12 protein-coding genes are annotated in these 26,883 nt (G+C 44.0%); 4 read left to right on the top strand and 8 right to left on the bottom strand.

Features of this window, described 5'->3' with window-relative positions; genetic code table 11:
- Positions 1-39: 39 nt before the first annotated feature.
- Entirely contained in the window at positions 40-927 is an 888-nt protein-coding gene (locus tag Q4557_RS04110; protein WP_303410859.1) for a hypothetical protein, read from the top strand.
- A gap of 193 nt (positions 928-1,120) precedes the next feature.
- On the opposite strand, the gene Q4557_RS04105 is transcribed toward Q4557_RS04110, so the two are convergent.
- The 6 genes from Q4557_RS04105 to Q4557_RS04080 are packed head-to-tail and all read right to left on the bottom strand — an operon-like array spanning position 1,121 to position 20,640.
- On the bottom strand, positions 1,121-1,378 hold the full coding sequence (locus Q4557_RS04105; protein WP_076537243.1) for a hypothetical protein: 258 nt from the start codon (positions 1,376-1,378) through the stop codon (positions 1,121-1,123).
- 47 nt (positions 1,379-1,425) lie between these two features.
- Positions 1,426-3,054 (bottom strand): eicosapentaenoate synthase subunit PfaD, encoded by a 1,629-nt coding sequence (gene pfaD, locus Q4557_RS04100; RefSeq protein ID WP_303410857.1) that lies wholly within the window; start codon positions 3,052-3,054, stop codon positions 1,426-1,428.
- A 9-nt stretch (positions 3,055-3,063) separates the two neighbouring features.
- Positions 3,064-9,159, bottom strand: a complete 6,096-nt coding sequence (locus tag Q4557_RS04095; RefSeq protein WP_303410979.1) for a beta-ketoacyl synthase N-terminal-like domain-containing protein — start codon at positions 9,157-9,159, stop codon at positions 3,064-3,066.
- Between the two features lie 14 nt (positions 9,160-9,173).
- Positions 9,174-11,441, bottom strand: coding sequence for a PfaB family protein (locus tag Q4557_RS04090; protein ID WP_303410855.1), 2,268 nt, complete (start codon positions 11,439-11,441; stop codon positions 9,174-9,176).
- Positions 11,438-19,786, bottom strand: coding sequence for a type I polyketide synthase (locus tag Q4557_RS04085; protein WP_303410853.1), 8,349 nt, complete (start codon positions 19,784-19,786; stop codon positions 11,438-11,440). Before Q4557_RS04085 ends, Q4557_RS04090 begins: the two co-directional genes overlap by 4 nt.
- Entirely contained in the window at positions 19,783-20,640 is an 858-nt protein-coding gene (locus tag Q4557_RS04080; protein ID WP_241901113.1) for a transcriptional regulator, read from the bottom strand. The genes Q4557_RS04085 and Q4557_RS04080 overlap by 4 nt, the downstream gene beginning before the upstream one ends.
- Before the next feature lie 519 nt (positions 20,641-21,159).
- Here Q4557_RS04080 and fusA point away from each other — a divergent pair.
- On the top strand, positions 21,160-23,190 hold the full coding sequence (gene fusA / locus Q4557_RS04075) for an elongation factor G (protein ID WP_102475708.1): 2,031 nt from the start codon (positions 21,160-21,162) through the stop codon (positions 23,188-23,190).
- 192 nt (positions 23,191-23,382) lie between these two features.
- Positions 23,383-24,210 (top strand): 4'-phosphopantetheinyl transferase superfamily protein, encoded by an 828-nt coding sequence (locus Q4557_RS04070; protein WP_303410850.1) that lies wholly within the window; start codon positions 23,383-23,385, stop codon positions 24,208-24,210.
- A 106-nt stretch (positions 24,211-24,316) separates the two neighbouring features.
- Here Q4557_RS04070 and queF read toward each other — a convergent pair whose 3' ends face one another.
- Positions 24,317-25,171, bottom strand: a complete 855-nt coding sequence (gene queF, locus Q4557_RS04065; RefSeq protein ID WP_303410848.1) for an NADPH-dependent 7-cyano-7-deazaguanine reductase QueF — start codon at positions 25,169-25,171, stop codon at positions 24,317-24,319.
- A gap of 121 nt (positions 25,172-25,292) precedes the next feature.
- On the opposite strand from queF, the gene syd reads away from it, so the two are divergent.
- Positions 25,293-25,946 carry a SecY-interacting protein gene (syd, locus tag Q4557_RS04060; RefSeq protein WP_102520708.1) on the top strand — a complete coding sequence of 218 codons (654 nt, stop codon included), beginning with the start codon at positions 25,293-25,295 and terminating at the stop codon, positions 25,944-25,946.
- Positions 25,947-26,085: 139 nt separating this feature from the next.
- Here the strand turns inward: syd and Q4557_RS04055 are convergent, their stop codons facing one another.
- The gene (locus Q4557_RS04055) at positions 26,086-26,859 is read right to left on the bottom strand and encodes a Zn-ribbon-containing protein (protein ID WP_102475705.1); all 774 of its coding nucleotides are present in this window, start codon (positions 26,857-26,859) and stop codon (positions 26,086-26,088) included.
- Between the last annotated feature and the right edge of the window lie 24 nt (positions 26,860-26,883).

Raw genomic sequence — 26,883 nt, 5'->3', positions numbered from 1 at the left:
CACTGATTAAAGGTGTTTGTGTATTGATAGAGTGAGCTAATGCTTAAATTGAATCAGCAAGTCAGAATCCAAGTTGATGATGTATTTATTCAATATCATATATTTGATGTTAACCAACCTATCATGGTGACCTTTCCGCCTGGTACTGAATTTTTTGGTGATAGTAAAATCGCTTCAGGTCAGTCGCCATGGGGTTTTGACTTTTTTGCTAAACGTCAAATGAATGTAATCTCTTTTGTGCATATTGGCGAGCATAACCTATTCGAATCACCCATTTTTGAATCATTCATAGATGATCTCAGTGACGATTTAGCTATTTTCCCAAGCAGAATTGGTTACGGTGCCAGTCGAGGTGGTTTTGCTGTAGCATTGTATGCTGACAAGTTAGCAATTGACCGTGCATTATTATTGATGCCTGTGAGTACCTTTAACGCTAATATTGTGCCATGGGAGCCCAAGGCGGCTAAATACAACAGTCTACGCGGTTTAGATGCCAGCCAGTGTCGTGCCGCATTAACGATTATTTATGATCCATTAACTGTGGTTGATAAGCTGCATAAAAGACGGTTTAGTCATTGCGTTAAATCATTAACTATTACAGGTGTTGGTCATCGTATACCTCGGGCTTTACTGAATTTAGGGATGCTGTCTTCTGTGGTATTGGAATATTGGCAAGGTGATATCAACAGCGATAATTTCTATCAACGCACCCGTAATAGACGTAATTTATCCTATTACTTTAAGCATATTCGTACCGTAAATACTGGCAAGCTGACTAATAAACGCTTAATGATTATTTACCGTCACAAGTTGGCTTACCACTTGAAAAATCTTGATGTTAATCCTAAAAAGATCATAGCTAAGCTAAAAGTTAGCCTGTCAAAAAAAGTGATTAGATCAATGAAAATTTTTAGACTTCAGTCATAGCGTAATTAGGCGTAAGGCGTACCTATTGGTTAAGCTTAAAAGTGGCAGTAGATTAGGAAATTTTGTCGTACTAGAAGTTGAAATTAACCATGAACTTTAAGCAACAAAAAAGGCATCTTTCGATGCCTTTCTTTTTAAGCTTTAAACTTTGAATAAACTAAATTAGCTTATTTAAGCTAATTAGTTCAGCCAATTACTTCAACAGCGCCACTGCTTCCATATCCAGTTCTATATCAGTACAACCTTTGGCACAATATATTCCTGGTGCTTTGTCTGTCGGCTTCGCCTTTTTAGTATTAGGCGGCAATTGCAGCGTGAGCGGTTTTTTACATTCACTGCATTCTGCGCTGTTGCCTTTCAGCATGCGCTTTATCAAGTTCTTTTGTTGGTTAAATGACTCTTGTGTGGTGCCATTTACCGCTGAAAAATCCAGTTTTTGTGTTTCGCTCATTACCGCTACCTATATGAAAATTGTCTTAGCTTGATTACAGCACTTAATCACTTGACCTGATCAAGCGGGCTCCAACGTTGTAATGCTACTGGTATTGCTACGCCTTGGGCGGTCAGTAGATTAATACGTGCTTGATAAGCTGCGCCGTGCATCAAGTGTTTTGCTAAGTCTACCGCATTTCGCTGGGTATAATCATCTAAATAGCTGCCTTTTGCCCATTCATTGAACGCGCCAAGTGCTGGACCTGCCCAAATTTGGTAATCCATTTCACGGCCAACTTCACCTGAATTCGACCAGCGACTTGAAAGGCCAAGGTACCAACGGAAAATAAGCGCCATTTTACGTTTTGGATTACCTTGTGCGCGTTCGATTTGCTTAGGATCGCGTTCGTTAAAATGCGCCACTGTTCCTGCCCAAATCTCATCAAGGCTTGAACGGAATACTTGTTTTTCAAGTTTTTCACGCTCCTCTGCTGGAATCGCTTCAATTGACTCATAACGGCTATAAATCTCGTATAGCTTATTAGCACGCATTGGGAATAGGGTGCCGCGTTTAACCACTTGCAGTTTCACGCCCATTTCGAACATGTCCGCAGCTGGTGCCATGGTCACGTCAGCCATTTCAGTGGTGGCAAGCAGTTTACGAGTATGTTCACTGGCGCCTGCTTCAACACACGCTTGGTTGATAGAGCCGGTAACAATATAAGCTGCGCCCATATTGAAGGTCGCCAGCGCGGCATCAGGGGTACCCACGCCGCCACCACAACCGACACGAATAGGCGGGTTGTAGTTGTATTCAGCTTGTACCTTGTCTTTTAAGGCCAAGATAGTCGGCAGTAACGTCACTAAAGGTCGGTTATCGGTATGACCGCCAGAGTCAGCTTCTGCAGTAATATCATCAGCCATAGGAACAAGCTGAGCTAGCTCCATTTGCTCGGGGGTGATTAAGCCTTCATCAACCAATTTTTGCAGTATTTTAACTGGCGCAGGTTGCATGAACTTAATCGCGACTTCGGTGCGGCTCACTTTGGCGATAACTTTGTTAGCAACAACCACATTGCCGCTAGCATCACGGCTTAAACCTGCCGCGCGGTAGTAAACAATTTGCGGTGTTAAGCCTAAGAAAGCCGATGCTTCAACGGTGCGTACTTTATGTTTTAAAAATAACTCAACGCTACCACGCTCAAGGGCTGGCTCGCTTGGGCTGTGAATTAAGTTAAACATGTATGGGCCGTTTGGCAGCGCCGTTTGAATGCGGTTAATGGCTTGCTCTACCCGTGAAGGAATTAAGCCCGCAGCGCCAAACGAACATAAGATGCCCGCTTGACCGAGGGCGATAACTAATTCTTCAGATGAAATACCATTAGCCATTGCGCCAGCATAGTATGCGTATTTAACCCCGTGTACACGGCGGAAGTTACTATCACCTAAGCTCTGGGTGCCAAGTGCGGGTGCAAAAGCGCTGACAGGTAAGTCTTGGCCGCTGCTAATGCTTTCTGTGACAACTTGGGCTTTTTGAGAAACCCCTAAGCCTTTTTCAGGATGGCTCACCAAGTAACAAGCTTGGGAAAGCTCTTTTAATTTATTACCGATAGCGGCAGGGTCAAAGCTGGCATCACTTGGGGCAACTTGCCAAGGCCATGGAGATAGCTTTTCGTTTTGAGTGCTAATTGTCATTATTAATCCTTATGCCTCTTCGATACAGATTGCGATATCTTTTACTTCGTAAATTCTTAAGCCGTCTTTGCTTAAGTTTGCGTCACCAATAATGATGCGCTTGCCGTTTTCATCTTTCACGGCGCTGATATGCACGTCTAATGACATTTGCTTGTTCAGCGGGTTAATTTGACCGCGATACTTCCACTTTATGTCAGATAAAATCTGGCCAAACTTCGGATTGGTAAAGCCTTTACCTAAGTCTTTACTGATGGCGTAAGTTTGCATTAACTCGATAATAGCTTCAACGCCTAATGAGCCAGGCATAACCGGATCTTGATGAAAATGGAACTGGAAGAACCAATCGCTTGGGTCAATGGTGCGTGAACCCGATAGGTAACCTAGACCATTTTTACCGCCTTTATCAACGATTTCAGCTTTGTCGATAAAGTTAAGCTGACCGCCAGCTAAGCGATAATGTGGCTGGTTAGCAGGGGCGTGGAATACCCGCGACTGCTTATCGAGTAAATCGACAGTAATATCAGCGGCGACATTATTATCAATATGCCAAGGATGAGTAATACGGCCGTTATCAATCCCTAATTGGTTTTTAAGGGCGTCGCCTTTAAAGTAACCAAATACTGCGCTGCCTTTATAAAATGGCTCGCCATCAACACTTAATTCAAAGGTAAAGCTTTGAATGATGTTACTACCTGCAATCACGGTGGATAATAACTTTGAGTCATTGACGATAGTTTTACCGCGTAAATCAACATCACGTAATAGCTCACCGCTACCATCTAGGTTACGGAAGAATAACTCTTGGCCCGGGAAACCTAGTGTGGTGCCCATATAGCCTGAGATAAAGCCGTTAGGTTGCAGAGAAATTTCCATTAATACCGAGTAAGGCATCACTGAAGCGTGGCTGTTTTTTGTAAAGTACCAAGCGTCTGCAGGCACTTCGTATTCAGCGATACACGATGACGGCTTTTTAAGTTCGCCACGTTTACCTTGAATATCGACCACTCGCGTAGTGAGCTGCAAATCACCACATGGGGTACGTGGTGGTATAAAGCCGCGGTAAATGCTGAAGTCTGGGCCAAAACAGTTTTCAATGTTGCCGGTTGCAAATTCGAACATGTGGTATGGCGTAAAGGGTAGCGTATCAGGGCTGCGGTTTGGGTAATCAGGAATAAGCGGCGCTTCAACATGTTGCAGCGGAATAACGCCTTTATTGGTTGCTGCAGATAGGTCAGGTATTTGTGACATTAACGGTGCATTTTTTGATGCTTGGCCGCTAGCTTTACTCGTCTCAGTACTCGAAACAGTCGCAGTGTCGTTAATAACAGTATCGTTAATATATCGCGCGCACTCGCTCTCTTCTTTAAGCATCACACCCAGATTTTGGAAATCAACCACAGCTTTACCGTTAAGCAAAATATCAATATTGGCTTTGGCATATGGGCGAGGGTGAATACCAATCTCAGTCACTTCCATGCGGTAAGTCAGTTCACCGTGTTGTGGCAGAACTTGACCACGACAACGCACTTTTTGCGAGGCATTTTCAAGTGGCTGGAAACGACCATTTTCAACTAAGGTGTGCATACCAATATGCAGCATGAAGAACTGCAGTAATTGACCACAACCTTCAGCCATTAGTGAGCCAGCCATGACTTGGTCGCCCTTAAAGTGACACGGGAAATACCAGTGATCAGGTGCCAGTGTTTTATGACCTTCAATGAAGCCTAAGCCCCATGCGCCGCCATGAACATCTAGATTGCCAACTTGCTCAATCATTAAGAATTTTTCAGAGGCGAAGCATAATGAATCTTGCTTACCTGAAGCCAGTTGATGGTTTTGATGCTCACCCGCAAAACAAGCGCCGATATCGGCGTGCAGTAAGTTATGGATTTGACCATAATCAAACTGGGTTTGAGCGCAATGCAATAATGGCTCAAAACGTGGCTTATTCGGGTTGTTAAACGCATCTTCACGCAGTTTAATTTCATCTTCGGTGCGAATTACGCCTTTACCATCATCAAGTTCTTGGTCAGTAAAGAAGCCTGCACAACCACCGTCCATTTTCAGGATCATCTTATCGCCAACAAAACACTCGTAAGAGAAGAAGAATAATAAGGTGTCGCCATTTTTAGCGAAATTATTAATCTTAATGTCATAACGAAGCGTGTCGCCACCGCGTGGTAAGTCGTCTAAAAAGGTCAGCGTACAATCAAGTAAACGATAAACGCGCTCACCTTTGTTTTCAAAATCAATGCCCAAGTAACTGATCAGCATTAAGTCACATTGACCAGATTCAACCGCGACAGCCCAAGGTATTTGGCCATCAACTAAATAGGGCGCATCAACTGGGATATCATATTCAGTGGTCATTGAACATGGCTTATATTGGTTCATGGTGGCATCTAATTTAGTGACGCGCGAGACCAATAAGTAATCAGTGGTAGGCAGGCGTACGCGGCGTGAGTAGTTATCAATAACAGCGTAATCAGGACCAAACACCTTGGCGATGTCGCCTTCAGCGTATTCAACTAAATCAGCATAATTCCAGATACATGGCTTATCCGCAGGGATAGGCGCGATATAAGGTGGCACACTGGCATGATTTGGGCGCAGTGTCGGCGCGACTGCGACTGCGACTGCAACTGGCTGAGCTAGCACGTTTACTGCTTGAGTCGGGGCGCTTTGTACTGGTAAAGCGTACGACTGACCATTGGCCTGCGCAAGTTGCTGCTTCATCAGTGCATCAGCCACTTTCAAACCTTCATTACGGCTTTTTAAGAATGCCAGTTGCGCTTGATGTGCTAACCACTGGTTTTGTTCAAAAGCAGTTAGATGTGCTGGCGGAACTTGTGCTTGAGCTTGTGCAAGCGAAGGTGTTTGCACTGAAGATGCAGGTTCCTGTTTAGCAGGACTGAACTGGGTAGAACGATCTGAAAACGGCATAGGGGACTCTATTATTGTTGATGGTGAATTCACCATCGCTTGTTTAGTCGTTGAAGTATTTTGCTGCTCACTCATTTGAGGTGCTTCAAAATGTCCTCGGCTCGTCATTGCTGTGACAGCAGCAGACGCTAAGGGTTTTATTTGGGCTGTTTTAGCTCGGATGCTATTAATCTCAGCCAGTGGCGCATCGACAATATGTTGGTAAATATCGCGGCCACCAAGGCTAACTTGCTTAACTAAGCTGAGCTTCTTGGCTGTTTGCTGCTGGATATCGATGTCTAAACGCTGCTGACTCGCACCTTGTTGCTGTGAAGTTTGACTCAGCAATAGCTGTGAACATTGGTTTTCACTCAATGTGGCTATGATTGCATGTTGTGGCTCTGCTGCGTTATTGAGAGCAAAAGACTTAGGCAGTGCTAACAAACCATGTAATAAACTGGCGATTCCAGATGCAGCAAAGGTATGGCCAATACAAGATTGAGCAGTAGTGCTTAGGGACTGGCTAAACAACTGCGATAAGGCTTGCGAAGCCTTGATGCTTGACGTGTTTAAACAAGCAGGTGCTTGGTTTAATTCTACTAATTTAATATCCGTACTAGTTAACCCTGTTTGAGTCAGCAAGGTATCAGCGATTGAGCCGATTTGTTCACTATAACCAAATTCAAGGCTTTCAATGGTGCCGTAACTGCCAGCAAAGCCAGATGCATTTATATCTGAATCAGTCATATCTTGATCAGAAAGCGCGCCTAGGGCTTGATGAATCAAGTCCACATTGGAAGCATTTGCTGTAGCGGCTTGTAATACGATTGCGCCAGCACCTTCACCAATTGATAAGTTCTGCTTACTGGCACTAGCTTGAGCAAGCGAGGCTGTCTTTAGGACGATATTCTCAATGCTACCTGATAAGTCTACTGCAGCAATAATCACTGCATCCAAAGGCTCTTGGCGAGATTCCATCGCCAGTAGATTTTGCGCCACATCAATACAGCGGTTAACCGATTGCTCACCGGCAGAAATCGTGAAAGCAGGGCCATTGAAGTCCCAAAGTGATGAGATGCGCGATGCCATAATATTACCAATGAAACTGGTATATTGATTTAACTTCGCCGCATCTAACACGCTATCCATCGCAATGGTTTCAAGGGCTTGGTATTCAGACTCTGACAAGTTAACGCCATGAGCTTTTAGGCTGGCTGCTATTTGCGTATGCAAGTTAACACGGCCACGGAATTGATGTAATTCAAGCTCTGTTTCCATTGCGACTAGCACAGCAACCTTACTGCCAGATTCAAGCTTTGCGTCATGAATGGCTTCATCTGCGACTTTCATTAATAGCAATTGTTGCGAGATTAAGCGGTCATCTTCATTTGGCGGCACTTTGAAGCGCAAGAAGTCAAAATCAAACTGATTGATGTACGCACCTTTTGGCGCCGCTTCACCTTCAAGGTTAATACCAAACTGTGATAATAATTCTGGGTGTTTATCTAAGCCTTTCCAACGTTGTTCAGGCAGGGCTGTAAATGCCGATTGTTTAGCATCAATCGCTTTAGCAAAGGCATTAATACTTGATAGTGGCCCGAAATGAGCCGCCATACCGGTAATGTGCATTGGCGCTTGGGCATTGATTGTAGAAGCATTAGGCGTAGAAGACTGAGCAGTAGAGCTATGAGCTGTTGTAGCCGACGCTGTATTTTGAGCTTTACCTTGATACGACTCAATCAACAAATGCGCGTTACAACCACCAAAGCCAAATACAGAGACTCCCGCATGACGGGCATTATTTCCCGCTTTGTCTGGCCAAGGCAGTACGTCACTTGGCAAGTTAGTTTTACCAAAAGTACTATTTGGTGAGTTGATGGGTGCGCTGACATTGATACTCGGTGGTAACACGCCTTGGCGCATGGCAAAAATCATTTTCATGATCCCTGGCATACCTGCAGCCGTTAATAAGTGACCTAGATTTGATTTAGCCGAACCAATTAACGGCGTATTCGAGCCATTAAGCTTATCTGCAAAGAAGCGTTCCATTGAGGTCAGTTCAACTTTATCACCTAGTGGGGTTCCTGTTGCATGGCACTCAATCACTTCAATGTTGGCAGGGCCAAAGCTTTCATCATGCATAGCCGCATCGGCATAAGCACGTTCAAAGGCTTTTACTTGGCCGTCGCTATTTGGGCTTAGTACAAATTGGCCTTTACCGTCATTAGATAGTCCAATACCGCTCACTAAAGCGTATATATGGTCACCATCACGCTCTGCATCTTCAAGACGTTTTAGCACTAATACGCCAGCACCTTCACCAGCAAACAGACCTTTAGAATTACTATCAAAAGGCGCTGAAATACCATGGTCTGGGTAAGCGTGAAATATGGAAAAACCCATATTAATAAAGAATGGGTCAGCACCTGATACAGCGCCAGCTAACATCATGTCAGCTTTACCAGTATGTAAGTAATCACAGGCAAGTTTTAATGAGTAAACTGAACTAGCACAAGCTGCATCAAGGCTTAATTGCGCCGCGCCTAAACCCAGTGCATCAGCAACCAGTTTGGACGCGTTATGGGCAATGGCACCATTTGACAGTGATGCTGGGATTGGTTGTTGATTAAAGCCTTCACTATCAAATGATTGTAAATTGAAGTTGGGTTGCTGCAATTTATGCTGCAAGGCTTTTTCAACTGCGCTGTGATATAGCGGTACAAATAATTCATTTGATTTTGCGGTTGGGAACGACAAGGTTCCCATGACAATACCGGTGCGATTAAGCGTTAGATTGTGCTCAGCGTTATTAATATCTACGCCGGCATCAACCAGTGCTTTACGGGCAGTATCGGTAGCCCATAAAAAGCTGTCGTCTAAGCCGCTAAATTGCTGCGCTGGAATGCGGTATCCTTCAGCATTGAAACTGAAGTTTTGAATGTAGCCGCCTTTGTCGCAATAAAAGCGGTCTGATTCACCTTGTACACCCTGATAATCGGCCGGATTAGCGTTCAGTTTTTGACTGCTAATGGTGCTGCGAGAATCTTTTTTATCCAGCAGGTTTTGCCAAAATTTAACCGGCGTGTCTGCGTCAGGGTATTGGGTGGCTAAGCCGACGACTGCGATTTTAGGGACGCTGCCAGCGTTATTTTTATTAGCATCGCTAGAGGCAATATTTTTCATATTCGATTGAGAACTCAAGATTGTTCTCCTTCTAATTGTGGGGCTAAAGTAGCATCCGCTTGAAGATTGTTCACTTCAAACTTAAGTGTGCTAGCCAACAAATTCGCTAACCCTTGTGTAAGGCAGGTCAGCGAAACAGGTGCTTTGTGGCTGATAAGCTGGGCGATACATTTAAGCAGCGCAGTTTGATCGTCTCCACCTTTGGCATTGACGGCAATGGCTTGGCAAGGCTCTGAAACTGTAGGACTTGTGCGAGCAATTTTATCAATCAAGGTGGTTGTTTGGCGATCTGCACCGATTTCAACAAAAAGTTTCGCGCCTAATTTACGTGCGTTGTTAACCAACTCAGTAAAGTTAAGCGGCTGACAAAAGGTGTCAGCGATTGAGGTTGCAATATCAAGGCTGCTGACATTAATCGGTTGTGAACTTGCAGCGCTGATAAATTTTATCTGTGCAGTTTGTTCAAGCTGCTCATTGTGGTGAAGCGCTTGTTGATAGAATTGAGCCACTTCGCGATGAATTAGCATGGCTGGCGCAGTATGCATTGCGGTCACGCGATTTGCTGCCATGCCGCGTTTGCCGATTTGTTTTAGCAGCGCTTTACAACTGGCTTCACATCCTGCCAGCACGCAAGTATCACCTTGAATGATAGCGAGATAACAACGAGGATATTGGGTTAAAACCGCTTCAATATCGGCTGGGGTTGCTCTAACCACAAAACTATTCCACACGATATCGTCGCTTTGATTCAACTGCCATGCCTGGCGCACGCAATCTAAACGACCTGAAATATCGGTAGTAAAAATAGTACTGGTTTGCGTCGCCTCAATCATACTGTGGGGTTGCTTCCAAATACCAAGACTTGCCCACATCGCCGCTTCGCCCATGGAGTAACCCATGGCAAAGTTAGGTTTTACATTAAAATATTCGCTAAGCACTTTGGTTAAGATATAACTTGCACCCACACCTGCAATCGCCAGTTCACCCAAACTCATATCAGTGACTTTAGCGTTATCAGCATAAATGCTATCTGCTTGCAGCATGGCTTTTACATCACCATCACGTTCTAGCTGAGCATATAAGTCAGGGAAGAAGCGTGGCAGTTGACTGAACATCTGTGGGTATACAGTGCCGACACCCGGGTAGACGAAACAAAGACCATTCGTGCCCAATGGCTCATTGGCCGTGAGTATCAAACAGCTACCTGATGGGGTCTTGTATTCAACTTCCGATGGCGAGCTTGCTAATGTATCTGAAGTACTTAGCATCGCCAACATGGCTTCAATCTCGCTGCATGCAGTTTCAATTGAATTGCCCATGATCACCGCAGCTTTACCTGCTTGGTGATCAAACTGGTTTAGATTGTTCAACATCAGTGCTAACAGCGTGCTGTGGTTAACATTGATTGCTGCACTGGTATTTGTATTAATAATAGCGTTTAGCTGGCTTTGTAACTGCGTCAGTTGCTGCTGTATACCTGAGACTGTGCTGGCAGATATTGGGAAAAACAATCTGGTGTTATCCAGTAATGAGCTTGCCTCACCAAGTTCAGTTCCCTGAACGAATACCACCGCGTGTTGTAGCTCGGCTTCAATAAAATTGAAACTGGCTACACGGCTTTGGTGCATCTCACTAAACCAATACTGTTTATTCGTACTGTTATTCTTACTGTCATTCGTTGTTGGCAAGCTACGAGTCGCAAGGTGGCCAATCAACTGAATCAGTTCAAAAAACTTATCTTTATAGCTAGTGCAATGAGTCGCATCGATTTGAGTTGGACTAACATGAGCCCGTTTGGCTTGAGTGAGTGCTTGTTGCACGGCATCTGATAACTCGTGGCCTTCACCCATACCGGTTAAATAGGCATGGGGATGACATCGATGTTTTGCTGCAACAATGGCTGGCATCATTAACAAGCTATATGGCAAAGCTGGATGGCTTAGCAATACCGTTTGTTGTTGCTCAATACGTTCAATCGCTTGAGCTAAATAATCGCGAAAACTCATGTTTAAGTTTGTGGCGGTATTTGATGTGCCATCTAATGACGACACATCAATTTCAAGCGGGATGGCTGTCGCGCCTAATGTTTCAGCCAATGAACAAGGTTTGATAGCAGCAAATGCATTGTTATTTGCATGCAAGGAACCATTAGCTCCATTAGCAGCTTGCGCCAATGATGCAGCATCATTGGCAATCAGTTTTAAGGCGATGCGCATGCTTTTTACTGATGCAACTTTTGTTGGCTCAGGCTTTGACATCACAGAAGTTGATTGATTGCTCACACCGACTCCTGCAAATCAGCAAGTGCTTTAGCCGGGGCTAAAAAAGCCTCATTCAAGCTTTTGCTAATGGTTGTTTTTGCCGCTGTCATGGTGCAACTTAAGCGACCATCTTCATGGTAAAGCGCAATGTCAGCAGTCAAAGAGCGACTAGTACTTTTTACGACATTAAGCACTAAATAACCTTGGTCATTTGATGCAAATGGCGCATAAGTGGTTAGCTCACCAATGGTTGATGGCAAACTTGCTGCGTCATGCTTTATTCGCGCCCACACTAGCATTGCTTGTAGCAGTAGATCTTCTGCAAATGCCTGACTACCACCGATTTCAAGTTGCGCTTCAAAACCTAAACAATCAGTTTGTTCAATTTCTGGTAAGGTCACTTTACAAATAAGCTGGCTATCATTTGCAACCAATACTTGCTTGATCCCTTGTAAACGTGGGCCATGAAATAAGCTGCCGTTTGAATAAAGTTCACTGTCAGTACTAATGGCCTTGTTGTTTTTAACCTTATCAATGATTGACGCTAACTGAGCCATTTTATCGGTTGCTGTAGTGGCAACTTCATTAAGTAATGCACTGTTGACGATTAAGTTCGCTTGGTATTGCGGTCTTAATAACGCGTTAGCATCACTGTTACCGTCAAGTACCCGGCTAGAAATCAATGCTTTTAAGCCTTCAGCGGTTTCAGTTAACTGCAGAGTTAACTCTTGTGGCTGGGCCGACTCAAAAATAATGCCTTTAAGTAACTTATAATCTTTGGTGCTTACAGGTAAACCACATAGCTTTTGCGCTGTTTCACGCATCCATTGTATGGCGCACACTGTCGGCAGTACTGGATTACCCGCGATGCAATGATCTTCAATGAAGGGCATTGCAACCGGATTAAGTACTCTTACAACAGATAAGCTGCGAGGCTTATCTGCTGCAGTTGCACTGTTAGATACAGTATTTAAAAAAGATAATGTCAGCGAACTCTCAGCATTTAGCGCAGAGTCCGCATTAAGCTTTTTTACAGCTGAACCTGTTGCTTGTGCTGAAGAATCTGAACCTTGCATGCTCGAACCAATCAGCATTTGAACACCGGTTTCAGATAACAGACTGTGGGCAAATAAGTTTGCGCCTTTATCTAACGGAATAACGTAAACGCCACGTTCAACAAACATCTTCTTCAATGCTGAGCTGACCATTCCGCCATCCCAAGGGCCCCAGTTAAAGCTCATTACTTTGGCTTGCGGATAGTTATTGGCAAGTTGTAATGCGGTTTTATTGAGGATCTCATTGGACATTGAATAGTCACTTTGTCCGGTGTTGCCGTAGAAACCAGCAGCAGATGAAAACATAGCAACCAGCTTTAATTTACTCGTATCAATGGCATTAATGATACCTGCAAAGCCGGTGACTTTAGTGCCGTATACACGACCTAATTCAGCTAAGGTTTTGTCTTGGATATGCTTATCAGCCAATACACCTGCGCCATGAATGATGCCGGTAATTGATTTGAAAGCTGAAAGCGATTGCTTAATGGCATCATCTGAGCTGACATCCATACTGATATATTCAGCACTTGCGCCCACTTCAGTGAATGCTGCTAAGGCGCGGTCAATTTCTAAACTACTGGTAATTGGCCATACTAACGCGTCAATTTGTTTTGGCGTTGGCTTGTTACCTTGAGATTGAATAAAACCAATTGCAGCCGCTTTTAATTCTTTAGCTTGTTTGCCTTGCGCCCATGTTGGCAAGTTTGCCCCAAGGTGTTGGCTACGGCCTGCAAGGATAAAGTGAGACTTTGTCTGTTTAGCAAGTGTAAGCGCACATTCAAATGTAACCCCCTTAGCACCGCCTGTGACTAACACAGTATCATTGCTATCAAGGGTCGTAGTTTGATAGCGAGTTTTTGCGGTTGTGGTCGCTGTTAATGTATGACGGCCTTCGCTACTAATACCTACCTCAACAATCTGATTGGCAGCATTAACATCAAATAACTCAGCAATAACGGCATCAGCAAGGTCCACAGCTTCAAAGCTTGGGGCGATATCTAATGCTCGACAAAACACTGTTGGCCATTCATGGCTAAGGGTTTTGCTTAGACCTGAAAGCGCTGCTTGATTTAACTCAGCAGTGGCAAGTTCATTACTTTTTAAGTAACCAAAACCACCATCAATACGACTAACCGTCATAAAGCTTACACGTTCAGTTTTTGCTAATTCGGTAAAGCTTTTCTGCAGGTGCTTAGCCATTAAAAAAGCTTGTTCAACAGCAACAAAACCTGCATCACTTAGCGGTATGACATTGTTCGCAGTGGCAAGTTGTGGTTGTAGGTGAACAAAGCCAGCCACTTTATGGGCTTTACTGATTTGTGCAATGACATCACTAATCGCGTCATCATTTACAGCCGTTAGGTTGTAACTTTTGATATCACTGCTTAGCGGTGATTGTGCGCTAGTGACTGATTCTGGACTACGAATAACGGCGACGGTTAGGCCTGTTGCGGTAAGTTTTTCTGCGAGAACGCCTGCGTTATGACCATCATCATTGATGACGATACACGCTTCTTTAGAAAAACCATCAACTAACTTATCCGCCGCTGGTAGCTTTTTTAGCGCGACTTCCTGATGTGGAGGTAAGTCAGTTGCTAATTCAGATACTGTAGTCGCTGTCGTGTCAGAAACTACATCAGCTGATAGCTTGCTGTTTATAGCGCCTGTGGCGAGTTTAGAGTTCATATAAGATACGATTTCACCAAGCGTGCGACACTCAGCTAAATCTTCTGGGTTAAGCTCTGGTAAACCTGCTAGCTCGTCTTGTACCGTACCAAGAATCTCTACGCGCTTGATAGAATCGATACCCAGATCTGCTTCCATGTCCATGCTAAGTTCTAGCATTTCAGTTGGGTAACCAGTTTTGTCAGCAACCACTGACATCATGGTGCTTTGTACTTGTTCAGCACTTAAACCAGAAGCGACAGGTGTTGCAGGATGAGAGCCATCAGCGGCTTGTGTATGAGTTCCTACGGCTGGCAGTTTAGAGCCTTCAGCGGGTAACTTAGAGTTCATATAAGAAACGATTTCACCAAGGGTACGGCACTCAGCTAAATCTTCTGGGTTAAGCTCAGGTAAGCCTGGTAGCTCATCTTGAACAGTCCCTAAAATTTCTACACGTTTGATTGAGTCGATGCCTAAGTCTGCTTCCATATCCATGCTAAGTTCTAGCATTTCTGTTGGGTAACCAGTCTTCTCTGCAACAACTGACATCATAGTGCTTTGAATTTGTTGGGCGCTCAAGGCTGTCTCCGCGGATAAACCAGAAGCTACAGCAGCGGCAGAAATCGCTGGTGATTCAGAGCTCATAGCGCCTGCGGCTGGCAGTTTGCTGTTCATATAAGAAACGATTTCGCCAAGGGTACGACACTCAGCTAGATCTTCTGGGTTAAGTTCAGGTAAGCCTGGTAGCTCATCTTGTACTGTGCCTAAAATCTCAACACGTTTGATTGAGTCGATGCCTAAGTCTGCTTCCATATCCATGCTAAGTTCTAGCATTTCAGTTGGGTAACCGGTTTTTTCGGCAACCACTGCTAGCATGGTATTCAATACAGTTTCAGCCGATAAACCTGAAACGACATTAGAAGCAACTGGCGCAACTGAAGCTGTAACGGCTCCAGCGGTAGGCAGTTTAGAGTTCATGTAAGATACGATTTCGCCAAGAGTACGACACTCAGCTAAATCTTCAGGGTTAAGTTCAGGTAAGCCTGGTAGCTCATCCTGTACAGTGCCTAAAATCTCAACACGTTTGATTGAATCAATACCTAAATCCGCTTCCATATCCATGCTAAGTTCTAGCATTTCAGTTGGGTAACCGGTTTTTTCAGCAACCACTGCTAGCATGGTATTCAATACTGTTTCAGCCGATAAACCTGAAACTACAGCAGAAGCAACTGGCGCAGCTGCAGCTGTAACGTTTCCTTCCGCTGGTAGCTTAGAGCCTTCAGCGGGTAACTTAGAGCCTTCAGCGGGTAACTTAGAGTTCATAGCGCCCGCGGCTGGCAGTTTGCTGTTCATGTAAGATACGATTTCGCCAAGGGTACGACACTCAGCTAAATCTTCTGGGCTAAGCTCTGGTAAACCAGGTAGCTCATCTTGTACCGTGCCTAAGATTTCAACACGCTTGATTGAATCGATACCTAAATCCGCTTCCATATCCATGCCAAGTTCTAGCATTTCAGTAGGGTAACCGGTTTTTTCAGCAACCACTTCGAGCATGGTATTCAATACGGTTTCAGCAGATAAACCTGAAGCTACTGGTGCGGCTTGAGCTACTGAAATTGCTGGTGGCGCAGAGTTCATAGCGCCCGCGGCGGGCAGTTTGCTGTTCATATAAGCTACGATTTCGCCAAGGGTACGACACTCAGCTAAATCTTCTGGGCTAAGCTCTGGTAAACCAGGTAGCTCATCTTGTACCGTGCCTAAGATTTCAACACGCTTGATTGAATCGATACCTAAATCCGCTTCCATATCCATGCCAAGTTCTAGCATTTCAGTGGGGTAGCCAGTTTTTTCAGCAACCACTTCTAACATAGTGTTCAAGACTGTTTCTGCTGATAAACCAGCAGGCATTAATTGCACTGGAGCTGCAGACGCTGAAATAGGTTCTGCAGTAACGGTTCTTGCTGGTGCTAATGGGGCTGTTACTTTTGCTGCAGGCTCTTGTGCTATCTGTGATTGTGTTACCGGAGCTTTTGCTACTGGCGCTGCAACAGGCGCAGGTACTTGAGTTGGCGTTTGAACTGTCGCTGTTGCTGCAACAGCCTGAGTCATTGCTGGTGCTGCTGTTGTTGCTACTGTCTGCGGCTGAACTGGCAGCGAAGTGCCTGTTAGCATAGCAAGGGCAGACTGGCTTGATTGTGCTTGCTGCTCAAGGAACAATGTATGGCTTTGTAGTGTTTGTGCTTGATGCTGGTGGAATAGCTCCATTGAGCGCTGTAAGCTCTCTGGAATAGCGAGTCCTGCCGCAACCATTTTGCTTTGCTCTGTCATCAGGTGAGTAAAGGTATCACCGTATTGTTGAGGAATAGCCAAGAACTGCTGATGTAAGTTTGCAGCTTGTTGCTGGGCATTGAAAAATGCTTCTAAGCTACCAGTTCCTGCAGCAGGTTGCGCTAGTGCATTGCCAGCTACAGGCGCAGTGGTTACTGTATTGCTAACAGCTGGTGCGTTGGCATTGGCTGAGGCCACTTCAATATATTCAGTTTTTATCACTTCTTTTTCCACAATCTTTTCTACGATTTTCTCAACTGGCTTTTCAACAATCTTCTCAACGATGGTTTCAACCACTTGTGATGTTACTTGGCCTGTCGCCAATGATTTTTCCATTTTTGCAAGGGTTGGCGCGCTAATATGGTTCGATGCATTCAGTTTGACGTTCATGCCTTTAGGTTTAGCAGGCGCTGCAATGTCAGCTTGGTATGGATCAATTTCAGTCAAGGGTGCGCCCAATACACAAAGTTGCATAGCAGCAATGCGAAGCTGGGTATCACTATTACCTTTAGGATTCGGGTTTATGCTGACAACAGAAACTGACTCAGCTTTATCGCCCAAGGTGGCTTGTACCAGTTTTTGAAGAATGTTCTTAGGACCAAATTCAACAAATACCCGTGCACCCGCGTCATACATATTATTTAGCTGATCAGTAAAGCGCACTGATTGCAGCATATGTTGCTTGAATGCCGCTTTAATTGATTTAGCATCTGTTGGGTGTTGCTCACCGCTAGCATTTGAGAACAAGGCCACTTTACTTGCGCTAAATTTGGCTTTATCGATCGCTTTAGCAAATGGCTTTTGTGCATGACCCACAAGCGGAGTATGGAAGGCGCCAGATACTGGCAGTGCAATTGCTTTAAAGCCTAATGCGCTAATGGCTTTAGCCGCAGCTGCGCAACTTTCAGTAGGACCTGCAATAACAAGCTGAGTCGCTGAGTTGTAGTTAGCCACTTTTACGCCATCAAAATCACTGATGCAGCTTTCTAATTTTGCGATATTTTCAGCATTGGCCGCGTCAGCATCATTTGCTGGCAAGATAATGGCGTACATGGTGCCTTTATCAAGTGCATTACCGTCTTTATCAACAGCAGATGCTGCCATTGACTCGCCGCGTGCAAAAGATAATTGGTAGTAGTCATCATTAGAGATAACACCCGCTGCACATAATGCAGAAAGCTCACCAAAGCTGTGACCCGCAAACATGTCAGCAGCAAATCCTGCTTGAGTGAATAACTGGTATTGACTCATGCTGACGACACCAATGGCGCTTTGGGCGTTATCAGTGCTCGTCAGTAACGCTGCTTGAGCCTCTTTATCTGCTTTTTCAAATGCAGGGATTGGAAATAAGACTTGTGAAAGCGGCGTTTTGTTAAAGCTAGCGAAGACTTTATCAGCCTTGTTAAGCTGCTGACGCATTTCTGGGAAATGACAAGCGACTTCAATACCCATGTTTAAGTATTGAGAACCTTGACCTGCAAATAAGGCTGCAACTTTAGCTGACTTGTTACCTTTAGCGGCAGTATTAATTAAAGCGGCTGAGCGGTAGCTAGTGCCTGAAGGCAATTGCCAAGCATCACTGCTTTGGCTTTCAAGCTGTTTTAATGCCAATTGTAATTGAGCCGTTAGCTCTGCTAAATTCGCAGCAACTAAGCCTAAACGTGGCGCGTTTACATCTAATGTTCTAACGGCATATTGCTTAGCGATGCGGGTAAGTTCAGCTTGAGCAATACTGGTGTTGTCAGTATCAGTTAGCTTAGCGATGGCAGCGATTAACGTGCTAACTTCAGTTTGAAGTGCCGCTTTATTATCGGCGCTAATTAACACACTTTGAGGTACTTGGCGTTGACGGTATTTCGCATCACGAGCATGTTCTGCTGTGTATTCTTCAAGCACCATATGGAAGTTAGTACCGCCGAAACCAAATGAGCTAATACCAGCACGACGCGGGGTGCCATCAGGGCGCGGCATCCAAGGGCGGGTTTCGGTATTTAAGAAAAACGGCGAATCTTCAACATTTAGTTTGGGATTAGGCTTAGACACGTTTATGGTTGGTGGCAGCACTTTATGATGCAGGGCTAGGGCTGCTTTAATAACACCTGCCGTGCCAGCTGTTGACTTAGTGTGACCCACTTGAGACTTAACTGAACCTAAAGCAATGTGTTGTTTAGTGTCATTAAACTCGCCAAAAACGGACTTAAGACCGTTAAATTCAGCTACGTCACCTGCAGCAGTACCTGTACCATGTGCTTCAATTAAACCAACAGTGTGAGGCTCAAAACCGGCATCATCATAAGCTCGTTTTAATGCTTTTGCTTGGCCTTCTGGGCGTGGCGCATAAATTGATTTAAATTTACCATCTGATGACGCGCCCACACCTTTAATAACAGAGTAGATTCTATCGCCATCACGTTCAGCATCTTCAAGACGCTTCAGCGCCACCATGCCGATACCTTCACCGATCATCATACCTTTTGAATCGATATCAAACGGTTGAATGGTTTCGTTAGTGGTAAATGCAGGCGTTTTAGAGAAACTCATATACATAGAAGGTGAGTTATCAGTACACACACCACCGGTGATCATCATTTCACTGCGGCCTTCAACCAGCTCTGTTAATGCCATACGCATAGCGGCTAGTGAGCCTGCACATGCTGCATCAACCACACAGTTCATGCCACCTAAATCAAAGCGGTTAGCAATACGACCAGCGATAACATTACCTAAAGACCCCGGGAATGAGTTTTCTTCCCAGTGAACATATTGGTCTTGGAATTTCTTGATCAGCATATCGCTGTCTGCATCACTTAAGCCGCTACTTTTAAATACCTTTTTCAGTACAGGATATTGTAGGCGCGCAGTTAGGCTAGCATTGATTTTTTGACCGCCGCCCACGCCGAGTGTAATACCGATTTTATCGGTGTCATATTCAGGTGTTACACCCGCATCGGCAAGCACCTCTTTGGCGATAACCAATGATAATAATTGTGAGGTGTCAGTGAGCTCTAGGATATTTGGCGGTAGGCCAAACTCCATAGGGTTAAAGTCAACGTCAGGGATGAAGCCACCGCGCTTACAGTAACTTTTATCTGGGGTTGTTTTGTCTGCATCGAAGTAATCTTCAGGGCGCCAGTGCGACTTAGGTACTTCAGTAATGGCATCAATTTTTTCACTGATTAAGTCCCAAAACTTATTCAAGTAACGCGAATTAGCAAAGATACTTGCCATGCCGACAATGGCGATAGGCATATCTTTAAGACGCTTATTGAGTCGTTTGTCTTCAACTAACTCTTGTGGGGTCGGTTCTTGGCTCATTTTGAGTCTCCGTTGTTCAGTCTATCCATAGCTGAATTATTTGTAGAGTGTGCTGCTTCCGAAGCATGCATGGTTTTAGCGCCCGGGAAGCGAGCTAAAAAAGTGTGGTAATTTTTTACGAGTAATTTTCTTAAATGAAACGGGCCGTGCTTTAACACATAAGCGATATAGCGATTAGTCGCTTGGGTATGGCTGTCTTGATAGATGTCGAGATAAACCCAGTCAGTTGCGAAATCAACACCCAGTAAAATCGAGTAACTTTCTTTATCCGTTAATTGTGGTGGAATCGTCAGTGACACCACTTGCACCACATTGTCTTGAGTGGCTTCAGGTAAGGATAAGGTTTTGGCTAAGGTTTCTGGGTTCAAAGTATAAGTGGCGACATCAGTGCCTTGAACAATAGGTAACTGGTTGAAATAGCGCTCGGGCACATAGGGGCTTTCGAATTCATCAAGCTTTGATACCCCGTAGCGTTTTAAGCAGCGGGCAAGCCCTGAGCGAGAGACATCCTTATTAATAAACTGCTGGGTTACCTTAAGCAGTCTGTCCAACGGCATTTTTAATTGGTAGCGCAAACCGATCACCACATACTCTTCCATTGGCGACAATGTGGTTTTGAGGTGATGTGGCGTGGTGGGGGTATCGCTGACAGAATCACGCTTACGCCACTTTCTCACGGTGGCCTCTGAAATATTGAGGATTTTAGCTAATTGGCTCACGCTAAAGTCAGACGTTTGAATGAACTGACGCATTTCAGGGGTGGTGGTGGCATTACGGTGACGCACCACTGGCGTGCTAGTGTCTGTCGTCACTGATTTCTTTATCGCAGCTTTTGCGCTTGGCTCTGCTGTCATTTATATAATGCTACTGTCATTAAGGCTTAACCTTGGTCTGTATTTTTGCAATACAATCTGTTGGGACTAGTAAAGATGAACAATAGTTAATCTTCATAATCATCGTTTTAGCACAATCGAGCAAGCAGAGTACCTGAGGTTTCGGGTCGATACAATCACCCGAGACTGATTATTCACAGATCAGACCATAACTAGCGAGCAGTTGTAAGCTCAAATGAGTATTTGTTATGAAATTTAATTGGTGAGTTAAAGCCTGATCTAGGTCAACTTTTAATCATAGTTACAGTTCTATACTGAATTTAAATAGCGCTAGGCACTTGCTTTAAATGACATGAATTATCTCACTTGATTTGCAAGGCGGACAGGCTCTTAAAAGGTGAACAGCAAGGTTTCACTGACTAATCAGTTAATCCTGTCGGCATACTTTTACTGAGATTGAGTTATTACAGCTAAACATGTGAAGCTAACAGTGCTTAAAGCGAAATGGATTGATTAACTATGTGATAAAGGGAGGCCACAATGGCTGATTTCACCACTGAGCAAATCCGTAATTTGGCTGTAATGGGTCACACCAACGCAGGCAAATCCTCTTTACTCGAAGCATTACTGTTTAGCGCCAATGCAATAACCTTAAAAGGCAGGGTCGACAAGGGCACAAATCATGCCGATTTCACTGCCCAAGAAAAAGCCCACCACCACAGCCTAGAACCTTCCTTTCTTAATTTTGACTTCCAAAACCACCATTTAAACGTTATTGATACTCCAGGTTTACCTGATTTTATTGGCAGAGCATTATTGCCTCTTTCTGCCGTTGAATCGGTATTATTGGTGGTCAATGCCAGCACTGGGATTGAATCGGTAACCAAAAGAGCCTTTGAAGCAGCCCGAGCGCAGGGCAAAGCAGTGATCATTGCCATTAACCACTTAGATGGCAACGAAGCTTTAGTTGCTGAATTGCTGACTGATATCCAGCAGCAATTTGGTCATCGCTGCTTACCCGTTAATCTCCCCAATGAAATGGCTAATGATGTGGTGGATTGTTATCTGCATTGCGATCTAAAAGCGAAAACCTTATTCAGCGATGTGGAAACTGCCCGTGATGAACTCATTGATACCGTGCTTGAAGAAGATGAGCGGTTAATGGAGCTGTATTTAGAGCAAGGTGATTCATTAACCCCAGAGCAATTGCATGCGCCGCTAGAAGCCGCATTGCGAATGGGTCATTTAGTACCAGTATGTTTTACCAGTGCAGAACAAGACATTGGTATTAGCTCGTTACTGGAAATGCTGACTAAGTTGATGCCAAGCCCTCTTGAAGCTAATCCGCCGCAATTTATCAAAGGCTTTACTGAAAATGCCACCCCTATTGATGTTAGCCAAAAAGCTGATGACCATGTATTAGCCCATATCTTTAGAGTGTCAATCGATCCATTTTTAGGCCGCATGGGCGTTTTTCGTTTATACCAAGGCACCATAGAAGTGGGCATGAAACTGTTTATCGGTCATAGCCGTAAACCCTTTAAAGTGACTAACATTCTTAAGTTACAAGGGGACCAGCATAGTAACGTCAATCAGGCTATCCCGGGTGATATCTGCGCCATTGCTAAAATTGATGAGTTAGAAGTTGGCGCTGTGCTGCATGACAGCCATGATGAAGATGAATTTCATTTACCTGAGCTGGTATTGCCGCAACCTATTTTTGGCTTGGCCGTGTCTGCAAAGCGCCGCGGTGATGAACAAAAAATATCGGAAGTGCTACATAAGTTAGTGGCAGAAGACCCAAGCTTACAGATTGCCCGTAATGAGGCAGAAGGACAAACTGTGCTGCAAGGCCAAGGTGATTTACATCTGCAAATTGCATTAGAAAAAGCGCAAACGCTGTTTAATGTTGATATGGACACTGACACTCCAGCCATTGCTTATCGTGAAACCATAATGGGTGAGGCGAGCTTTAGATATCGTCATAAGAAGCAATCCGGTGGCTCTGGCCAATTTGGAGAAGTAGAGCTTAAAGTTGAGCCCCTTGAGCGTGGTCAAGGTTTTGAGTTTGTCAGCAAAGTGGTCGGGGGCTCGGTACCCACTCAATATATTCCCGCGGTTGAAAAGGGAATTAAAGAAGCTATGACAGCTGGTGAGCTTGGTGGGTTTCCGATGCAAGACATCAAAGTTACTGTATTAGATGGCAAACATCACAGTGTGGACTCTAAAGAGATTGCCTTTGTGATGGCGGGTAAAAAAGCCTTTATGGAAGCCGTTAAACTTGCTCAGCCAGTGGTTTTAGAGCCTATCGTTGAAATGAATATTTGTGTTGCTCAGCAACATGTGGGCGATATCACCGCCGATATCAGTAGCGAGCGAGGTATGGTGTGCGGCACACAAGCCGATAGCTCTGGCATGGTTACAGTTGAAGTCGAAGTGCCCTTGGCTAATGTCAGTGACTATTCTACTAGACTAAAATCGATGACGGGTGGTGACGGTCAGTTCTCGATGAGCTTTAGTCGCTATGACGTACAACCTCAGCAAGCGGCAAAGACCACCGCGATGGCTTAATCGCCAAGGGTTCACTATGAGTAGTTAATCGTTGCCAACGGCAATAAATGGGTCTTAATCGCAAGCTAATAGGATTAAAACGGCAGGGGCTGTAATGTTCCAGCCGTTTTTATTTATTTGGCGTATTACACAGACTATAAATTCAGTTAGAAACAAGCGACAATGGCTTTTTGTTTTACTATTGAGTTGATTTTGAATTCTGACACCAAGATAAATCTATTTTTCTGTCCGCTTACCACGGCAGTATTGGATCAAGAAACCACCTCATTGGTGTCATCTTGGTTGCCTGCAGATGAAACCCAAAAAGTGAATCGCTATATTCAACAATCAGCCCGTGAAAAAGGCTTAATGGTTAGAGGTTACTTGCGGGCTTTGTTGTCGCGTTTTGCCGATATAAAGCCCAATGAATGGGTATTTGAATATGGCGAAAAAGGCAAACCGCGTTTAACTGATCTGCAATTTCAGCAAACGGGTTTAGGTTTCAACATCAGTCACAGTGGTGACTGGTTATTGGTGGCTATTTATCAAACTAATGCCCCAATGCAAGCGTTTGAGCTGGGGGCGGATATTGAGCGGCGCCGTGATAGCACCAATATTCATTCGATATTAAATCATTACTTTTCTGAACCTGAAGCGGCAGCTTTATTAGCTTTACCAGCAGTGGAGCATAGGGAACGTTTCTTTGATTTATGGACCTTAAAAGAGTCTTACATTAAGGCCAAAGGCTTAGGCTTAGCTTTATCGCTTAAATCATTCGCATTTGATTTTCAATCGGCTGAAAAAAGCGAGCTTAAGCTGAATAAAGGCGCTGTCATACCTTTACAATTCAATGTCTCTTTGCAGCTGATAAATGATGACAAAGAGCGCTTTGAGATTGAAAACCAATGGCATTGTAGTTTAGGTAAGCTTAATGAGAGCTATCGGTTTGCCATTAGCTTTTATAGTGGATGTGTTGCGAACGAGCCTGAATATAACGCTGAAGTAATAGATTGGGCTGAGCTTATTATTGATTCTCATTAAGTTGCCTTAAAGGCATGCCTAAATTGATCGTTAGCTAAGTCGGTTTACCTGCAGATCAAAAAAGGCACTAAAAAGTGCCTTTTAAGTTGTAATATCATTTTTGAAATTACTGTCTCGCTAAACGATGTGTCTCAGGCGGTTGCTCAAAATCACTTCTAAATGGATTAATATCTAAACCTCCACGGCGAGTATAACGGGCATAAACCGTTAATTTAGAACATTGGCAATAACGTTTTAAGTCAGTAAAAATACGCTCAACACATTGCTCGTGAAATTCATTGTGTTGACGGAATGAAATCAAATAACGCAGTAACTTCTCTCGATCGATTTTAGGACCTTGGTAGCGGATCATCACGCTACCCCAATCAGGCTGAGAGGTAATTAAACAATTCGACTTTAGCAAGTTGGATGTAAGTGTCTCAGCAACATGTTTCTCTTCAGTGCTGTCTTCAAGGTACTCAGGTTTAAATTGATAATCATCAACTTCAATATCAAGTTCATCAATACAGTTACCCGGTAACTCGACAATGCGCTGGGTATTAAAATGTTTTGGCTCGATGATTTTTACCGTGACCTCGCCATTGGCACAGCGGCTAAGATCTTGTTGTAAAGTTTGTTGTACTAGTTCAACACTGTCAAAGCGGGTTTGATTAAAGCTATTTAAATAAAGCTTAAATGACTTCGATTCAATTAAGTTATCACTTTCGATGGCAAGGTAAACTTCAATGATGGCTACCATAGGCTTGCCTTTGGCATTAAGCCAAGATAGTTCATAGCCAGTCCAAATATCAGCACCTTGAAAAGGTAACTCAGCCGTTAATGCAATGGCATCTCTATTTAGCTTACGAGGAACCCCTTGCAGCAATGATGCATCATATTCAGCTTGATATTGCGTCGTTTGACCTAAAGTTAAACCTTTAAGTGCTTCAGCATCACTATAGGGATCGTGATTGTGTGTCATCTAGTGTGTTTCCGTGTCAAAATAGGCCTTTATTATAATACCAATTTATACAATTAGGTAATCACTGTACGTGACAAATACACCAATCTATTTGGTCACAAACAATATTGGAGCATCTTAAGTGTCTTGTTCAACATCATTGGATCAATTTTCTAACCGTTATATTCAAGCTTACCAAGATACCTTAGGGGAATTACCGCGATTTTACCCAATGGGTCAAGGGTCTAGTTGTATTGAGGGCCAGTATGATCTTGAATCTGATGAAGCGGTATTTTGGCAGACTGTTAAGCGTAAAAGCACCGCAGACTTTAGTAATGTCGAACATGCTTTAGAGCTTAAGCTGCATGATGATATCAATGATTTTTACGGCCACTTCTTTTCAGCATCACTGTATTTTGATTCAAACTGGGGCGAAGGCGAATTACTGCAAGTTTGGAATCAGCAAGACTTTGAATCTTTGCAGCAAAATATCATTGGCCACTTGATGATGAAGAAAAAACTCAAACAAGCACCAACCTGGTTTATCGGTGTATTGGGTGATGGCGATAACATGCTAACCGTTGATAATGAAGATGGCAGTGTGTGGATTGAAGTGCCAGGCAATAAGCCCCATGAAAAGCTTGCTGATAGCCTAGCTGGGTTTATCGATAGCCTAACGCCAAGAGTCACACCAGCAATTGAACCTGTAGAAGAAGATCATGGCCATGTGCCACATCCGGGGATTTGGCAGCGAATGAAAATGATGTGGAATGACTTATTGAGACGAAAGTCATAGATCAACGTTATTAATTTGCGATAAACCAAAAAGCCTGACTTATAGATTAATTAAGTCAGGCTTTTTGTTGAAAAGAAGGTTAATGATGCAGCTGTTCTGATCGATGTTAGATACTTCAGAACAATAACGTTTGAAATTATTACTGATGATCCCATGAGATATTCGACACAATTCTGCATGGCTCACATCTGAAGTGAAACATATCCAATAATGGCTCATCCAATAACCACTGTTTCGATCCACAGCGTGGACAGGCTCGTTCTTTTTCAGACTGTAAACTTTCACCACCAACGCGATAAAGATAATAGTAAGTCGGAATTTTGGTAATAAATTCAATTCTGCCGCGGATATCCCAGCCTCGTCTAAATAAATCACTTTTATGACTGGTCAGTTCTTCTAATGCTGCAAATTCAGCTTTGGTTGCCGCCGCCATTTGCAGTTCATCACAAGCTTGCCACTCTGTTTGCCAGCGAATAACTCGCTTATGGTCGCCATTAAAGCTTGCTGGAATTTGATATAGCGGAATAGGGAGAAGGTTGTCGCCACTTCTTAATGGTGAGCACATATGTACATAGCTGGTGTAAAGCACCTGCCAGCTGGGAGTGTCGATATTACTTTGCTCTGAATTGATATCTTGGCCGATAAACTTTTCACGTGGCGCCAATAACTTTGCTTCAGTTAGCATAGTTAATGCTTGCTTGACCCATGGGCTGTTGTTACGGGCTGATAAACTGTTTTTTTCAGGTATTAATAGCCTGACTTTAAACTCACCTTCATTAAATGCGACAGCAAATTCTCTTCCTAATACTTGGCCATTGGCTCTGAGTGCTTCTAGAAAGTTATTAATGGCTTTTTCTGCCGCGGTGATAGTGGTATCGGCGAAACATTCAAATCTGAGTTCAGTGACAAACATGGTTTTCCGTTTTTAGCTGGTTAA

It is taken from the genome of Shewanella sp. 5_MG-2023 (genome assembly GCF_030547465.1).
In the GTDB taxonomy this organism is placed as follows: Bacteria; Pseudomonadota; Gammaproteobacteria; order Enterobacterales; family Shewanellaceae; genus Shewanella.
The sequence above is the reverse complement of the archived record's forward strand: the minus strand, read 5'-3'. Positions and strand labels throughout refer to the sequence as shown.

Coding starts and splice junctions, on each gene's coding strand:
- Q4557_RS04110 (WP_303410859.1), top strand. CDS start 40: ATGCTTAAATTGAATCAGCAAGTCAGAATCCAAGTTGATGATGTATTT.
- Q4557_RS04105 (WP_076537243.1), bottom strand. CDS start 1,378: ATGAGCGAAACACAAAAACTGGATTTTTCAGCGGTAAATGGCACCACA.
- pfaD (WP_303410857.1), bottom strand. CDS start 3,054: ATGACAATTAGCACTCAAAACGAAAAGCTATCTCCATGGCCTTGGCAA.
- Q4557_RS04095 (WP_303410979.1), bottom strand. CDS start 9,159: ATGAAAAATATTGCCTCTAGCGATGCTAATAAAAATAACGCTGGCAGC.
- Q4557_RS04085 (WP_303410853.1), bottom strand. CDS start 19,786: ATGAGCCAAGAACCGACCCCACAAGAGTTAGTTGAAGACAAACGACTC.
- Q4557_RS04080 (WP_241901113.1), bottom strand. CDS start 20,640: ATGACAGCAGAGCCAAGCGCAAAAGCTGCGATAAAGAAATCAGTGACG.
- fusA (WP_102475708.1), top strand. CDS start 21,160: ATGGCTGATTTCACCACTGAGCAAATCCGTAATTTGGCTGTAATGGGT.
- queF (WP_303410848.1), bottom strand. CDS start 25,171: ATGACACACAATCACGATCCCTATAGTGATGCTGAAGCACTTAAAGGT.
- Q4557_RS04055 (WP_102475705.1), bottom strand. CDS start 26,859: ATGTTTGTCACTGAACTCAGATTTGAATGTTTCGCCGATACCACTATC.